The sequence below is a fragment of the Streptomyces sp. NPDC054047 genome, from assembly GCF_055585065.1.
Genome location: NZ_JBVJKV010000009.1, coordinates 204,064 through 218,371, shown reverse-complemented (window position 1 = coordinate 218,371; position 14,308 = coordinate 204,064). Strand labels below are relative to the sequence as shown.

Genomic DNA, 14,308 nt, shown 5'->3' with positions numbered 1-14,308 from the left:
ACCGGACGGAGCGTCCGTATACGAGTGGGGCTGCCTCAGACGCCTCAGAGCGGCGCAATCGCGCCGCCGCTCCTCCAGCCGCCCCCCGCTGTGGGCGGGCGTTCCGCAAGGGCGATGGGGGGTCTGCCCTGTTCGAGGGGGGTCTGCCCTGTTCGAGCGAAGCCGAGAGCCCGGGGAAGGGTGGGCACAACGCGGGAGCCGCGGGGGCACCGATGAACCGGGCGGTACACGCAGCGCCCGGCCGGGCAACGCCTACACCGGCGGCCACGGAATGGCAGGCCACTCCCCGCCGGGCACGGGATGCTTCCCGGAAGCCAGCAGCGCAGCGACCCGCGCGCGCAGCGCGTCCACCTCGGCCCCGGTGATCAGCTCCCCCAGCCGCAGGGCGAGCGGCATGCCCCCGCCAAGACCGTCCCGCAGGGACTCGAGCACCGCCACCGCCTCGGCGGAAAGCGGCTCCCCCGCCCACCCCCACAGCAGCGTCCGCAGCTTGTCCTCGGCATTGAACGTGACCCCGTGGTCGATCCCGTACAGGCGCCCGCCCTCGGTCAGCAGATGCCCACCCTTGCGATCCGCGTTGTTGATCACGGCGTCGAGCACCGAAAGCCGCCGCAACCGCTCGTCGTCCGCGTGCACGAGAAGCGCGGTCCGCCCCTCCCCCACGTCCGCGAAGCCGATCGCCTTCCAGCCGTCACCGGGCTCCGCGCCCTCGACGAGGGCCAGCAGCTCCCCGCCGTCCTCGGAGGACTCCGGGTCCGATTCCGAGCCCTCGATCCACAGCTGGCACATGCCCTCGCCGTGCGGCCCGTCCCGCAGCACGGTCGGCGGGACCAGACCCCATCCCGTCGCCTCGGAGACCTCGTAGGCGGCCACCTCGCGCTGCGCGAGCGTCCCGTCGGGGAAATCCCACAGGGGGCGCTCCCCGGCGACCGGCTTGTACACGCAGGCGGCCTCCTGGCCCTCGTACGCGACGGTGCAGTAGAGCACCGCGTTCGAGGCCTCGCGGATCCGCCCGCGGACGGTCAGCTCGCCCCGGGTCAGCAGGTCCACGACACCGGTGGACGCGTCCACGCCGGAGGCACTCACGCGCCCCGCCGGTATCCGTTCTGCCGCGGGCATACGTGTCCTTCCGGGTCGAGCGGGAGGCTGCACAGCGGGCACGGCGGCCGCCCCGCGTTCACGACGTCGAGGGCGCGCTTGGCGAACGCGCGCGCCTGCGCCCCGGTGAGCCGGACGCGCAGCATCGGCGGCCCGTTCTCGTCGTCCTGCAGAAGCCTTTCTTCGGCCTCGGCGAGATCCTCGTCGGATTCGGCTTCCAGCTCGACCAGAGCCTGTGCCTCGACGATCATCCGCTCCTCGTCGCCGTCCCAGGCGAGCGCCATCGTGCCGACGCGGAACTCCTCCTCGACGGGCGAGTCGAGGGGCGCGCTGTCACTGACCTCGCTGGGTGCGACGACGGGGACGGGAGCATTGCCGCCACTGCGGCGCACGACCTCGTCGAGCAGCTCTTCCATGCGTTCGGCGAGCGCGGCCACCTGGGTCTTCTCCAGGGCGACGCTGGTCACCCGCACTCCGGCGGATGCCTGGAGGAAGAAGGTCCGCCGTCCGGGGAGCCCGACCGTTCCGGCCACGAAGCGTTCCGGCGGGTCGTAGAGGAACACCTGACGCGACACGTCCTGTCTCCATTGGGATCGACTGCGATTGATCATTTGCGCCTGTTCGGCGCGACCACTGCACCCTACTGCGGGCGACGATCACGGTGCTCCCGCATCGCCACCCACCGCCGCGTCGCTGCCCGGCGCCTCCGCACGGGGCGCCAGCGAACCGAAGTCCCCGGTGTCCCCCAGGCGCACGAGGAAGGGCCGCAGCCGTGTGAAACGGATGGCGGTGACGGAGCAGGGCTCCACGGAGATGCGCTGGAAGAGGTCCAGGTGGAGTCCGATGGCGTCCGCGACAAGGGACTTGATGATGTCGCCGTGCGAGCACATCAGGTACACCGCGTCGGGGCCGTGGTCGCGCTCCACGCGCGCGTTCCACTCGCGTACCGCCTCGGCGGCCCGCGTCTGCATGGCCCGCATGGACTCACCGCCGGGGAAGGCCGCCGCCGACGGATGCTGCTGTACGACCTCCATGAGCGGCTCGTCGGACAGCTCGGCCAGCTTGCGGCCCGACCAGTCTCCGTAGTCGCACTCCCCGATGCGGTCCTCGGTGTGCGCCCGAAGCTCCGGCCGGGCGGCGAGCAGCGGCGCGACGGTCTCCTGGCAGCGCTGCAGCGGGCTCGTGACGACTTCGGCGAGCGGCAGGTCCGCGAGGCGTCCGGGGAGCGCGGCGGCCTGTGCGGCGCCGCGCTCGTCCAGGGCCACGCCGGGGGTCCACCCGGCGAGCAGACCCGCGGTGTTGGCGGTGGATCGTCCGTGCCGGACGAGGATCAGCGTGGGCATGCGGGCCAGCCTAAGCGGCCGACGGGGTGCGCCCCGGGCAGAGGTTAGGAAGAATGCGCTCCGTGATCGTGGACTGCGCGATGTACAGGGACGGACGCCGGACCGAGTGCGAGGCGGATTTCTCGGACGCCCTGGGCGAGGCCCGGGCCTCGGGGGACGCCTTCGTCTGGGTGGGCCTCTACGAACCGACGGAGGCGGAGTTCGACGAGGTCAGCAGCGAGTTCGGGCTGCATCCACTGGCCGTGGAGGACGCCTTGAAGGCGCATCAGCGGCCCAAGCTGGAGGTGTTCGACGACTCGCTCTTCGTGGTCCTGAAGCCGGTCGTGTACGAGCCGGACAGCGACGCCGTCTCGTCGGGCGAGGTCATGGTCTTCATCGGCGACGCGTTCGTGGTGACGGTCAGGCACGGCGAGGGCTCGCCCCTCGGTGTCGTACGCCATCGCATGGAGGCCGAGCCCGAGATGCTCATGCACGGTCCGACGTCCGTCCTGTACGCGGTGGCCGACGCCACGGTGGACCACTACCTGGACGTCGCGGGCGAGCTGCAGACCGACCTGGAGGAGCTGGAGGCGGAGGTCTTCTCGCCCGACAGTGGCGGCAGCCGCAACACGGCGTCGCGGATCTACCGGTTCAAGCGGCAGATCGTCGAGTTCCGCCGGGCCACGGGACCGTTGGCGATGCCCATGATGCGCCTCTCCGGAGCGGGCCCTTTCGCGCCCGACGTGCCCTTCGTGAAGGACACGGCCCAGCCGTTCTTCCGGGACGTCAGCGACCATCTGACGCGCGTGAACGACTGGGTGGACAGCCTCGACCGCCTGGTGTCCGACATCCTCTCGGCGCATCTGGCGCAGATGAGCGTGCGGCAGAACGACGACATGCGGAAGATCTCGGCGTGGGCGGCCATGGCGGCGGTCCCCACGATGATCGCGGGGGTCTACGGCATGAACTTCGACCACATGCCCGAGCTGCACTGGGAGTGGTCCTACCCGGCCGTGATCCTGCTGATGGTCGCGCTCGAGGTCTTCCTGTACCGGCTGTTCAAGCGCCGCGGCTGGCTCTAGCGGGCGGGGCGCGGGTCAGGCGAGTCCGGCCGCCGATGTGGCGGGCCCGCCGAGCGCGTCGCGCCGTTCGGGCATCTTCAGGGACACCATCCGCCGCCAGCCGCCGAACCGCTCGTACGCGTAGATGGCGTTGACGCCCGAGGCGAGCGCCGCGGACTTGGGCTTGGGCCAGCCCAGGATGCGGCCCATGTGGCCCATCACGGCGATGCTCACGTCCCGGTACACACGGGTCTCGGCGCGGGCGCACTCGTGCAGGGTGTCCAGGATCGTCCGCCCGTGGCCGGCGGCCGCCAGGCGCAGCAACTCCTCGTGGCAGTACGCCAGGTGGTTGTCCTCGTCGTGGCAGATCATCCTGATGGCCTTGCCGACCTCGGGGTGGTCGCCGAAGTACGTGACGAGCATGTCCATCTGGTCGGCGGCGCGCTGTTCGGTGACGCGGCTGTGCGAGAGGTAGACGACGACGTCCCGCTCGGTCAGCGGCTCCTCGCGGCGCAGCTTCTCGTGCGCGAGGCCGATGCCCTGCCGCTCCAGGAGCATGGTGTAGTCGGTCTCGGGAGGGACCGGGACGGGCTCGAGGCCGCGCTTCTTCAGAAGGGCGTTGAAGATCCGTCCGTGCTTGTCCTCGTCGGCGCCGTGCCGGGTCACCTTGGACGTGAGGGCGCGCTGGCCGTCGGGGAGGAGCGCGGCGATGCGCCCGTTCTCCCAGCCGCCCTGCGACTCCCCGCTGGCCGCGATGGAACAGAAGAGCTGGAACGACTCGTCGTTGTCGAGGATCTCCTCGAAGACACTCCTGGCCGAAAGCATCACTGGCACCTCCATGCCCTCCGCGCGAACTCCGCAAAGAACAAGTCAAATGCCGTGGCGCGGGTGTGGCAACAGCTGCCGGTGGCAGCTCCGCCAAACGAAGGAGGTTTGACCCCGGACGGGGCCGTAACCGAGGGGCCGCACGACGCGTTGTGCTCCATGACGGCCGTGGCGGGGAAGACCCCCGAGCCCCCACCACGGCCGCAGAACTTCTCCCTCCGGGTTACGCCAGTCCAGCGCGCTCCAGCGCCTGCGTGCCCGCGCGCAGGGCCGCGATCCGCTCCTCCAGCGTGAAGCCGGCGGGCGCCAGCGTGAGCGTGGTGACCCCGGCGGCCGCGTAGGCCTGCATCCGCTCGGCGATCCGGTCCACGGAGCCGAGGAGCGTCGTCGAGTCGATCAGCTCGCGCGGCACGGCGGCCGCGGCGCCCTCCTTGTCGCCGGACAGGTACTTGTCCTGGATCTCGGCGGCTTCCTTCTCGTACCCCATGCGCTGGGCGAGCTGGTTGTAGAAGTTCTGCTTGCGGCTGCCCATGCCGCCCACGTAGAGGGCGGTGTACGGGCGGAACATGTCCGCGAGGGCGCTGACGTCGTCGCCCACCGCGAGCGGCACCGTCGGGACGACGTCGAAGCCCTCCATCGTCTTGCCCGCCTTCTCGCGCCCCGCGCGCAGGTGGCGGATCGCCGTCTCCTCCAGGTGCTCGGCCGAGGGGAAGATCAGCAGGGCGCCGTCGGCGATCTCGCCGGTCTGCTCCAGGTTCTTGGGGCCGATCGCGGCGACGTACAGCGGGATGTGCTCGCGCTGCGGGTGGACGGTGAGCTTGATGGGCTTGCCCGGTCCTTCCGGCAGCGGGAGCGTCCAGTGCTCGCCCTCGTAGCTGAGGCGCTCGCGCGTCATCGCCTTGCGGACGATCTCGACGTACTCGCGGGTGCGGGCCAGCGGCTTGTCGAACTTGACGCCGTACCAGCCCTCGGAGACCTGCGGTCCGGAGACGCCGAGACCCAGGCGGAAGCGCCCGCCGGAGAGCGAGTCGAGCGTGGCGGCCGTCATGGCGGTCATCGCGGGCTGCCGGGCCGGGATCTGGAAGATCGCGGACCCGATGTCGATGCGTTCGGTCTGCGCGGCCACCCAGGACAGCACCGTCGCGGCGTCCGAGCCGTAGGCCTCCGCGGCCCAGCAGACCGCGTAGCCGAGCTTGTCGGCCTCCTTGGCGACGGCGAGGTTGTCCGCGTCCATCCCCGCGCCCCAGTAGCCGAGGTTGATCCCGAGCTGCATGGCCGAATCCCCTTACTGAGCAGTAACGTCCCTGTGCCGGGGACTGTAGCGCGTGGCCCCGCGCGCCGTCAGCGGCGGGCGGACGGGTGGCCGGGTTGTCCACGGACACAGGTTTGTCCACAGCCCCTCACGCCGCTGGAGCACGGCCAGTAATCTCAGCGCCCATGGAGCAGAGGCATCTCGGCCGTACCGGCCTTCGCGTGTCCCGGATCGGACTCGGCACCCTCACCTGGGGCCACACCCAGGAGAGCGATGCCGCCGATCTGTTGAAGGTGTTCTGGGAAGCCGGTGGCAACCTCGTCGACACGGCCGATGTGTACGGCGACGGCGAGGCGGAGTATCTGCTCGGCCGTCTCATAGAAAGGCTCGTGCCGCGGCGCGATCTGGTCATCGCGACGAAGGCGGGCAGCGTGCCCGACCCCGACCGCCGCTTCGACGGCTCGCGCGGTCACCTCCTCTCCGCGCTCGACGCGTCCCTGGCCCGCCTGGGCACGGAGTACGTGGATCTGTGGCAGCTGCACGCCTTCGACCCCTGGACACCCCTGGACGAGACGCTCCAGGCCCTGGACATAGCCGTGAGCAGCGGCCGGGCACGGTACGCGGGCATCTCGAACTTCTCCGGCTGGCAGCTCGCCAAGGCCGCGACCTGGCAGCTCGCGGCGCCGGGGACGCGCACCCGCCTGGCCAGTACGCAGATGGAGTACTCCCTGCTGCAGCGTGGCGTCGAGCGGGAGCTGCTGCCCGCGGCGATGGACCTGGGCGTGGGCCTGCTGCCCTCGTCGCCGCTCGGCCGCGGCGTGCTCACCGGGAAGTACCGCCACTCCACCCCGGCCGACTCGCGCGGCGGCTCCGAGCATCTGGCGCCGTTCGTCGCGCCCTACCTGGACGAGGCGGCGAGCCGCATCGTCGACGCGCTCGCCACGGCCGCGGACGGCCTCGCGGCCACGCCTCTCCACGTCGCCCTCGCGTGGGTGCGCGACCGCCCCGGAGTGACCGCGCCGATCGTCGGCGCGCGCAACGCGCAGCAGCTCACGGCCGCATTGTCAGTGGAGACCCTTAGTCTTCCTGACGAGATCTGCCAGGCGCTCGACGACGTGTCGGCGCCCGTGCACCGCTACCCCGATCAGGACTGGAGCACGCTGTGAGTACGGAGCCGGAAACCGCTGCCGCGGAGGAAGCGGAGGCCGCTGCCGCGGAGGAGACCGGGGCGGAGGCGCCCGAGACCGAGGGCGCGGCCGAACCCGACACTGCCACCGCCGGTTCCGACGGAGCGGACGACGCGGACACCGTGGCCGACGTACCTGACGACGCCGACGCCGCTGCCACCGCTGCCGTCGCCGACACAGACACCTCCGCCGATCCTGATGCCCCTGTGCCTGACGCCACCGCTTCAGACGCCACCGCTTCAGACGCCACCGCTTCAGACGCCACCGCTTCAGACGCCACTGCTTCTGACGCCACCGCCGAGAGCAAGGAACTCTCGGAGACCGAGGCGGAGATCGCCGCCCAGCGGGAGCTGCTCGCCCGGATCGCCGAGCGCAAGGCCGCCAAGCAGGGCCCGGTCGACGCCGGGGCCAAGCTCAGCGGCACGGCCGCCGACCTGCTGGCCGCCGTGCGCGCGGTGGAGAGCGGCGAGAAGCCGGCCGTCAGCGCCTTCCGCGAGCCCGAGCCCGCACCGCGCAGGGCGGCGCCCGAGCCCGTGCGGCGCCCGCAGCCCGTCGCGGCGGCCGCTTCGGGACCCGGCGACGAAGCCGTGGCAGCGGTCGCGGCGGTGCTCGCCGAGGGAGGGGCGCCCGCCGCCCTCGCCGCGCGGACGGCGGCGGCGCTCGGTGAAGGCGCCGATGCCCAACTGCGAGACGACCCCTGGCAGTTGCTGCGGGTCAGCGGTGTGCGCACGGAGCAGGCCGACGGGTTCGCGCGGGCGCTGCTCGGCGCGGAGTGCCGGCCCGACGACGAGCGCAGGGGGCGCGCGATCACCGCCTGGCTCCTGGAGCAGGCGGCCGTCGCGGGGCACACGGCCCTGGACGCGGCGGCGCTCACCGCCGCGCTCGGCCAGCGTTCCGTGCCCGATCCGGACGCGGCGGTGCAGAGCGCCATCGCAGAGGGCGACATCCTGGTCTTCCAGGACGCCATCGAGACACCGGGAGCTCCGGCCCCCGTGCGGGAAGAGGCCGACGGCGAGGGCGAGGAGGCCGAGGTGCCGGTCCGCGTCCTGGTCGGCCTCGAGCAGTACGCCCTCGCGGAGGAGAGCCTCGCCGACGGGCTGGCCCGGGTGATCAACTCCCTGCCCAAGGAAGAGGGTTCGGGACCGCGGGCCGCCGACTGGGAGTCCGCCGCGGCCGGGGCCGCCGGCTCCACCGCCGAGCTGATCCGCGCGGCGGCCGGCCACGGACTCGTCCTGCACACCGGCGGCGAGGCGGCACGCGCCGAGCCCGCCGCGCTGGTGGCGGCCGCGGCCGGCCTCGGCCTGCGGGCGTGGGCGGCCACGCACAGCTCCGCGGGGCGCCAGCGCGTCGCCGGGCTCACCGGCGCCGAGGAGGCGGGCGCCGCCACCGTGGCAGGGCTGCTCTCGGGGGCGGAGGGCCCCGGGCGGGACCGGGACGGAGCGCTCGCCCTCGACCTCCTGGTGGTCCTGGACGCGCCGCAGCTGGACGTGGAGAGCGCCGCCATGCTGGTGGAGTCCCTGCCGGACGGCGCCCGCCTGGTGCTGAGCGGCGACCCGGGCGTGCTGTGGTCGGCGGGCCCCGGACGGGTCTTCGCGGATCTCCTCGCGGCGCGCTGCTGCCCGCAGGTCGTCTCGCGCGTCCCGGACCCCGGGCCCATCGGGGAGCTGGTCTCCGGCATCGGCATCGGCGAGCTGAACCAGGTCGAGGCGCCGGGCAAGGAAGTCGTGATCGTCCCCGTGCGGGACGCGGGCGAGGCCGTCCACCGCACGGTGCAGCTCGTGGCGGACTCGGTGCCCCGGGCGATCGGGGTGCCCACGCAGGACACCCAGGTCATCACTCCCGGGCACGGCGGCGCCGCGGGCACGCGCGCGTTGAACACCGCGCTCAAGGAGCGGCTGAACCCCGGCCCCGGCCGGTTCGGCGGCTTCGACCCCGGCGACCGCGTCGCCCACGTCCCGGCGCCGGGTCGCACGACGCTCGGCCGGGTCCTGGGGGCCGACGCGGAGGGGCTGCGCCTGGAGTGCGACGGCGCCCCCGTGGTCGTACCGAAGGAGCAGGTGGAGCAGACGGTGCGGCACGCCTGGGCGCTCACCGCGCACCAGGCCGTGGGGCTGAGCTGGCCCGCGGCGGTCGTGGTGCTGCCCGGCGACGCGACGGCGGCCCTGAGCAGGCCCTGGGTCTACACCGCGTTCAGCCGCGGCGAGCGGCACCTGTCGGTCGTCCAGGGCGCCGAGCAGGCGCTGCCGCGCGCGGTGGCGGAGATCCCCCCGAAGGCCCGCACGACGCGCCTGCAGACCCTCCTGCGCCCCCAGGTCCCCGCCACGTCCTGAGCCGAGGGACCAACCCGCGCTTCCGGGTGGCCGCCTCGACCACCGGCCCCCGGAAGCGGCGGCGCACCGCCCGGAAGGGCCGCGACGCGCGCGCCCGCGGGATCAGCGGTCCGCGTCCAGGGGGCTCCTGTCGTCGTCGACGTCGAGGGCGTCCACCTCGTCCACCTCGTCGAGCTCGTCGAGTTCCTCAAGGACCGCCACGGCGTCGGGATCGACACGGAGACGGACGTCGGCGTCGGCATCGGCCCCCTCGTCGTCCGGGTCGTCGTCGAAGACCGCGCTGACGTCGAACCGGCACACGACCCGGTGCGGGTCCGCCTGGTCGAAGGGGGCGTCGAGCCACTCCCCCGGCTCGGCGGGCTCGTCCGCCGCGGTGACCCAGAGCGTGGAGTCGCCCTCCTCGAGGCCGAACTCCTTGTGCCGCGAGGCGATCTCGTCCGGTTCGAACTCCCCGAAGAGGACGCCGAGCGCGGCGTGCACACTGCTGCCCGCCGCCGCGGCGGGGCTGTCGCCCGCCGCGCCCTCGTCGAGGTCCGCGACCCGCTGGGCCTGTGCGAGCAGCCGCTGCGGCTCCGCCACGGCGTAGTCCCTGCGGATCAGCACGCTCAGCGCGTTCGCCTCCTCCGGGCCCTGGTACGGCGGCAGCACGTCGCTGTCCGAGCCGGGGATCTCGAAGGGGGTGACCTCGTCATAGCGGTCGTAGAGGAGCTCGTCGTACTCCTCGGCCGCCGCGGCGAGCTCGTTGAACGCTTCATAGACGGCCGGGTCGTCCTCCCCCGACCTGCGTTCGACCGCGGCAAGGTGACGGTCGAGCGCGGTCTTGACCGCCTCGGCGGCGGCGCGTACCTCGGCAGCGGTGGGCTGCGCAGCATCAGACATAGTGCAGACGCTATCCGTACCGGGCCTGTACTTGCACAATAGATGCGATGCCGGAATACGAATTTGTCGACGTGTATGTGCCGCGCGGGGTCACCCGCAAGGAAGCAACGCGCCTGCTGACGGACCACGCAGAGTACGGACACTGGGAGTTGGACCGCCTGAGCCTGCACTCGGACGGCAGCCGCAGGGTGCGGCTGAAGCGGCGGATCATCCGCCAGCTGCGGGCCACTTGGTGATGTGGGACAGCGAGAATGGAGGGTGCCCCGACCAGTGGGGACACCCTCCATTCTGCGTACCGGATCAAGCGGCGACGCGCGCGCCCCCGATCAGGCGGCCGACCGTGCCCTGCGGTACAGCACCGTTCCCGCGAGCAGAATGCCCGCGCCCACCGGCAGCACGACGCCGACCGGCAGCTCGCTGCCCGTCGACGCGAGCGTCTCCGAGCCCTTCGGCTGCGCGATGATCTGCGTCCCCGGCTGGTTCGGCACAGCCCGGTCCTCCGGCTCCGCGCCCGGCGTGCCGGGCTTGCCCGGAGTGCCCGGCTCCCCCGGCTTCCCCGGCTTCCCCGGCTGCTCGGGCTTCTCCGGCGTCTGGGGGTTCTCCGGACCGCCCGGCGGCTGCTCCGGCTTCGTGGGCGGCTTCTCGCTTCCGGGCGGGGTCGCCTCGCCCGAGTCGTTGGCGCACTCGTTGCCGGTGGTCGCGTTGCCGAGACCGCCGATGGTGACGCTGTTGCCGCAGACGTTCACCGGCACGTCGACCGGCAGCTGGACGTCGTTGCCCGAACCCACACCGGGCGAGTCACTGGCGTGACCGTCCGCCGAGGACCCGCCGCCCGAGGGCTTTCCGTGGCCGTGGCCGCCGCCGTCGTCGGAGGTGTTGGCGCAGTTGTTGCCCGCCGCCGGGTTGAGCACCCCGACGACGTTGACGCTGTTGCCGCAGACGTTCAACGGCACGTGAACCGGGAGCTGGACCGAGTTGCCGGACAGCACGCCCGGAGAATCCGATGCACCCCCGCGGGCGCCCGAGTCCGCTTGCGCGTATCCGCCACTGATGGCGAGCACGCCCGTCGCGGCCGCCACCGTGATCAGGCCTTTACGAGTGACCTGTCGCATAGGTTTTCCCTGCCTTGTGACCTTCAGGAATGCGCACGCTCCTTGAGGTGCGTACGCGGAATGCCCGAAGGCCCCGGAGTGCAAGGCAAGCACTCCGGGGCCGACGGACTCAGACCCTCATGGGGTGAGGCACAGCAACGTCACTTGTTGACGCAGGTGTTGCCGAAGGCGGGGTTCAGCAGCCCGATCACGGAGACCGTGTTGCCACAGACGTTGACCGGCACGTGGATGGGCGCCTGAACGACATTGCCCGAGAGCACGCCGGGGGACTTCACGGCGGCACCCTGAGCACCGGCGTCGGCAGCAGCGATACCCGCACCCGCGAGCACGAGACCACCAGTGGCAGCCGCAGCGGCGACGATCTTCTTGATCATTATTCCTCCTTGTTGGCAATGCGATCCCAGCCGCGGACCGCACCACCTGTAACGAGGAGGGGCCATTGGGGCTACGAGCGTATGGTTCCTTTCACTCTTTTCAGTCAAGTACGCACGCGCTGACGATTATTGGAGTTTCGTTTCAGCACGTATATGCCGCGTTCCTGCCCCCATGAGGGGCGCGTGGACCGGCGTTCAGGACGCGTCGATGAACCGGTCGAGCACGCGCACCCCGAACTTGAGGCCGTCCACGGGCACCCGCTCGTCCACGCCGTGGAACATGCCCGCGAAGTCCAGCTCCGGCGGCAGCTTCAGCGGCGCGAAGCCGAAGCCGCGGATGCCGAGGTCGTCGAAGGACTTGGCGTCGGTGCCCGCGGAGAGCATGTACGGAACGGCGCGGGCGATCGGGTCCTCGGCCTGGAGCGCCGTCTGCATGGCGTCGACGAGCGCGCCGTCGAAGGTGGTCTCCAGGGCCTTGTCCGCGTGCACGTCCTGGCGCTTGACGTTCGGGCCGAGAATCCGGTCCAGGTCGGCGAGGAACTCCTGCTCGTACCCCGGCAGGAAGCGGCCGTCGACGTGCGCCGTCGCCTGTCCCGGGATGACGTTGACCTTGTAGCCCGCGCCCAGCTGGGTCGGGTTGGCGGTGTTCTGCAGGGAGGCGCCGATCAGCTTGGCGATGCCGCCCAGCTTGGCGAGCGTCGCGTCCATGTTCTCCGGGTCGAGCTCGGTGCCCAGGGCATCGCCGAGTTCGTCCAGGAAGTGCCGCAGCGTCTTGGTCACCCGCACCGGGAACTTGTGCCGCCCCAACCGGCCCACGGCCTCGGACAGTTCGGTGATCGCGTTGTCCTTGTGGATCATCGAACCGTGGCCCGCCGTGCCGTCCACGGTCAGCTTCATCCAGTGCATGCCCTTCTGGGCCGTCTCGATGAGATAGAGCCGCAGGTCCTCGTTGACCTGGAAGGAGAAGCCGCCGACCTCGCTGATGGCCTCCGTGACGCCCTCGAAGAGCTCCGGGTGCTTGTCGACGAGGAAGCGCGCGCCGTACGTGCCGCCGGCCTCCTCGTCGGCCATGAAGGACACCACGATGTCGCGCGGGGGCTTGCGGCCGCTGCGCATGCGCTCACGGACGACCGCGAGGGTCATCGCGTCCATGTCCTTCATGTCGACGGCGCCGCGGCCCCACACACAGCCGTCCGCGATCTCCCCGGAGAAGGGGTGGTGCGTCCAGTCCTGGGCGTTCGCCGGTACGACGTCGAGGTGCCCGTGGATGAGCAGCGCGGGCCGGGAGCGGTCCTCGCCCGCGATGCGGGCCACCGTGGAGGCCCGGCCGGGGTGCGATTCGAAGATCTGCGGCTCGAGCCCCACCTCGGCGAGCTTCTCCGCGACGTACTCGGCGGCCTTGCGCTCCCCCGGGCCCGAGTGATCGCCGTAGTTGCTGGTGTCCATGCGGATCAGGTCGCGGCAGAGGTCGACGACCTCGTCCTCACCGGTGACGGGCCGCGACCGGTCCGCCTCGCCCGCCCTGTCGGCCCTGCTCGACTCGCTCACGATGGTTCCTCCCGCTATCGCTGCTGGTGGTCCTCTTCATCCTCCCGCGCCCACCCCTCGACACCCAAGGCCGGGCACCCGTCGTCATGTGCCGTTCACGCTGCCGGCCTGTGTGATCAGAGGCCTCCGAATGTTTGCTATGGTTTTCCACGTCGCCGCGGGAAACCGCGACAGACCACCTGGTCCGGGTGGCGGAATGGCAGACGCGCTAGCTTGAGGTGCTAGTGCCCTTTATCGGGCGTGGGGGTTCAAGTCCCCCCTCGGACACCAAGGATTGACCACCAATGCGCTGGTCGGGATCGCTCCCGGCCGGCGTTTTGCGTTGCCGGGTCGGCGGCCACCCGCAAAGCGTCCTCGGCCCGCGGTCCGGTCCGTCGTCCGGCAGTCCGGTCCGTCGTCAGTCCGGTCCCTCGGCCGTCAGTCTGCGCCGCAGCCGCCGCTCGTGGGCCAGGCACCCCACCAGCGCGCCGCCGTAGACGACGAATCCCACCCCCACCAGCCAGGACTGCAGGATCAGCACGGTCCCGAACGGGCCGTACGTCACCGCGTTCGACGCGATCAGCGGCGAGAAGACGAACTGCGAGAAGATCCGCAGCCCCAGCAGCCCGATGGCCGTCGCCGCGGCCCCCGGGACCAGGGCCCGCCAGCGGACCCGGCCGCAGAGGAGCAGGCGCTGCGACCACCAGAAGAAGAAGAACGCACCGATGGCATCGCCCGCGGCGACGAGGGCGGCCTCGGCGGCGGACGACTCCTCGGGCGAGAGCGTGGTGACGAAGAGCAGCAGGCCGAAGACCAGCACGGCCAGCCAGACGACGTGCCGCCACATGGTGTGCCAGCGGGCGGGGGGCAAGCGCCACACGCGTTCGTAGCCGGTCTGTACGGCGGATCCGAAGGTCACGCCGAACGCGGCCAGCGCGGCGAGGCCCAGCGCCGTGGTCCGTTGCAGCGCCCGCCCCGGCGCGCCGAACAGCCGCTCGATCTCCTCCTCCGGCACCTCGGAGGAGACCCCGAGGCCCTGCACCAGCCACCGGGCGAAGCCCTCTCCCCTCCCGAGGTCGGCCGCGGCGACCACGACGAGGAGGGGCACGAGGGTGAGGAAGCCGAGCGCCGCGAAGCCCATGGCGCGGTGCATCAGCTCCATCTCGCGCCCGCGGTTCCAGGCGAGCGCGACCGCCGAGCCCAGGAGGCGGCGGTGCAGGCGCAGGAACCACGGTCCGTGCGGCGCGGGGTCGCCGTGGTTCGGCGTACCGGATGCAGGGGGCATGGCTGATCACGTACCCGCGATCGCTCCGGGGCCAGCCCCGCGTACCGCCGAACGGG

14 protein-coding genes and 1 tRNA gene are annotated in these 14,308 nt (G+C 71.9%); 5 read left to right on the top strand and 10 right to left on the bottom strand.

All coding sequences use genetic code 11. From position 1 onward, the window contains the following. Positions 1-252: 252 nt before the first annotated feature. The 3 genes from ACZ6ZP_RS29665 to ACZ6ZP_RS29655 all read right to left on the bottom strand — a co-directional run bounded on the left by ACZ6ZP_RS29665 (position 253) and on the right by ACZ6ZP_RS29655 (position 2,441). Complete coding sequence (locus ACZ6ZP_RS29665) at positions 253-1,119, bottom strand: SCO1664 family protein (RefSeq protein ID WP_469409009.1); 867 nt, start codon at positions 1,117-1,119, stop codon at positions 253-255. Further along, complete coding sequence (locus ACZ6ZP_RS29660; protein WP_351165044.1) at positions 1,083-1,673, bottom strand: DUF3090 domain-containing protein; 591 nt, start codon at positions 1,671-1,673, stop codon at positions 1,083-1,085. The genes ACZ6ZP_RS29665 and ACZ6ZP_RS29660 overlap by 37 nt, the downstream gene beginning before the upstream one ends. A gap of 81 nt (positions 1,674-1,754) precedes the next feature. Further along, positions 1,755-2,441 (bottom strand): histidine phosphatase family protein, encoded by a 687-nt coding sequence (locus ACZ6ZP_RS29655; RefSeq protein ID WP_351165045.1) that lies wholly within the window; start codon positions 2,439-2,441, stop codon positions 1,755-1,757. Positions 2,442-2,503: 62 nt separating this feature from the next. Here ACZ6ZP_RS29655 and corA point away from each other — a divergent pair, with 62 nt between their 5' ends. Next, on the top strand, positions 2,504-3,502 hold the full coding sequence (corA, locus tag ACZ6ZP_RS29650) for a magnesium/cobalt transporter CorA (RefSeq protein WP_361463407.1): 999 nt from the start codon (positions 2,504-2,506) through the stop codon (positions 3,500-3,502). 15 nt (positions 3,503-3,517) lie between these two features. Here corA and ACZ6ZP_RS29645 read toward each other — a convergent pair whose 3' ends face one another. Further along, positions 3,518-4,306, bottom strand: a complete 789-nt coding sequence (locus ACZ6ZP_RS29645; protein WP_361463062.1) for a ferritin-like domain-containing protein — start codon at positions 4,304-4,306, stop codon at positions 3,518-3,520. A gap of 223 nt (positions 4,307-4,529) precedes the next feature. Next, the gene (locus tag ACZ6ZP_RS29640; RefSeq protein WP_351165047.1) at positions 4,530-5,579 is read right to left on the bottom strand and encodes an LLM class F420-dependent oxidoreductase; all 1,050 of its coding nucleotides are present in this window, start codon (positions 5,577-5,579) and stop codon (positions 4,530-4,532) included. 164 nt (positions 5,580-5,743) lie between these two features. Between ACZ6ZP_RS29640 and ACZ6ZP_RS29635 the strand changes: the two genes are divergently transcribed. Together ACZ6ZP_RS29635 and ACZ6ZP_RS29630 are read left to right on the top strand one after the other, a co-directional pair. After that, complete coding sequence (locus ACZ6ZP_RS29635; protein ID WP_351165048.1) at positions 5,744-6,724, top strand: aldo/keto reductase; 981 nt, start codon at positions 5,744-5,746, stop codon at positions 6,722-6,724. Continuing rightward, complete coding sequence (locus ACZ6ZP_RS29630) at positions 6,721-9,075, top strand: helix-hairpin-helix domain-containing protein (RefSeq protein ID WP_469409006.1); 2,355 nt, start codon at positions 6,721-6,723, stop codon at positions 9,073-9,075. Before ACZ6ZP_RS29635 ends, ACZ6ZP_RS29630 begins: the two co-directional genes overlap by 4 nt. Positions 9,076-9,177: 102 nt before the next feature. Here ACZ6ZP_RS29630 and ACZ6ZP_RS29625 read toward each other — a convergent pair whose 3' ends face one another. Next, positions 9,178-9,954 (bottom strand): hypothetical protein, encoded by a 777-nt coding sequence (locus ACZ6ZP_RS29625; protein ID WP_399980602.1) that lies wholly within the window; start codon positions 9,952-9,954, stop codon positions 9,178-9,180. 47 nt (positions 9,955-10,001) lie between these two features. On the opposite strand from ACZ6ZP_RS29625, the gene ACZ6ZP_RS29620 reads away from it, so the two are divergent. Further along, positions 10,002-10,190 (top strand): DUF5703 family protein, encoded by a 189-nt coding sequence (locus ACZ6ZP_RS29620; protein WP_055544534.1) that lies wholly within the window; start codon positions 10,002-10,004, stop codon positions 10,188-10,190. A 90-nt stretch (positions 10,191-10,280) separates the two neighbouring features. Here the strand turns inward: ACZ6ZP_RS29620 and ACZ6ZP_RS29615 are convergent, their stop codons facing one another. The 3 genes from ACZ6ZP_RS29615 to ACZ6ZP_RS29605 form a co-directional block, all read right to left on the bottom strand. Then, entirely contained in the window at positions 10,281-11,066 is a 786-nt protein-coding gene (locus tag ACZ6ZP_RS29615; RefSeq protein WP_469409003.1) for a chaplin, read from the bottom strand. A gap of 140 nt (positions 11,067-11,206) precedes the next feature. Further along, positions 11,207-11,440 (bottom strand): chaplin ChpH, encoded by a 234-nt coding sequence (gene chpH, locus ACZ6ZP_RS29610; protein WP_351165052.1) that lies wholly within the window; start codon positions 11,438-11,440, stop codon positions 11,207-11,209. Positions 11,441-11,635: 195 nt separating this feature from the next. Then, on the bottom strand, positions 11,636-12,988 hold the full coding sequence (locus ACZ6ZP_RS29605) for a M20/M25/M40 family metallo-hydrolase (RefSeq protein WP_351165053.1): 1,353 nt from the start codon (positions 12,986-12,988) through the stop codon (positions 11,636-11,638). A 182-nt stretch (positions 12,989-13,170) separates the two neighbouring features. On the opposite strand from ACZ6ZP_RS29605, the gene ACZ6ZP_RS29600 reads away from it, so the two are divergent. After that, positions 13,171-13,258: transfer RNA gene (locus tag ACZ6ZP_RS29600), tRNA-Leu, on the top strand. Positions 13,259-13,385: 127 nt separating this feature from the next. On the opposite strand, the gene ACZ6ZP_RS29595 is transcribed toward ACZ6ZP_RS29600, so the two are convergent. Beyond that, positions 13,386-14,252: a YhjD/YihY/BrkB family envelope integrity protein gene (locus ACZ6ZP_RS29595; protein ID WP_351165054.1), complete on the bottom strand. Its 867-nt coding sequence runs from the start codon at positions 14,250-14,252 to the stop codon at positions 13,386-13,388. Positions 14,253-14,308 lie beyond the last annotated feature (56 nt).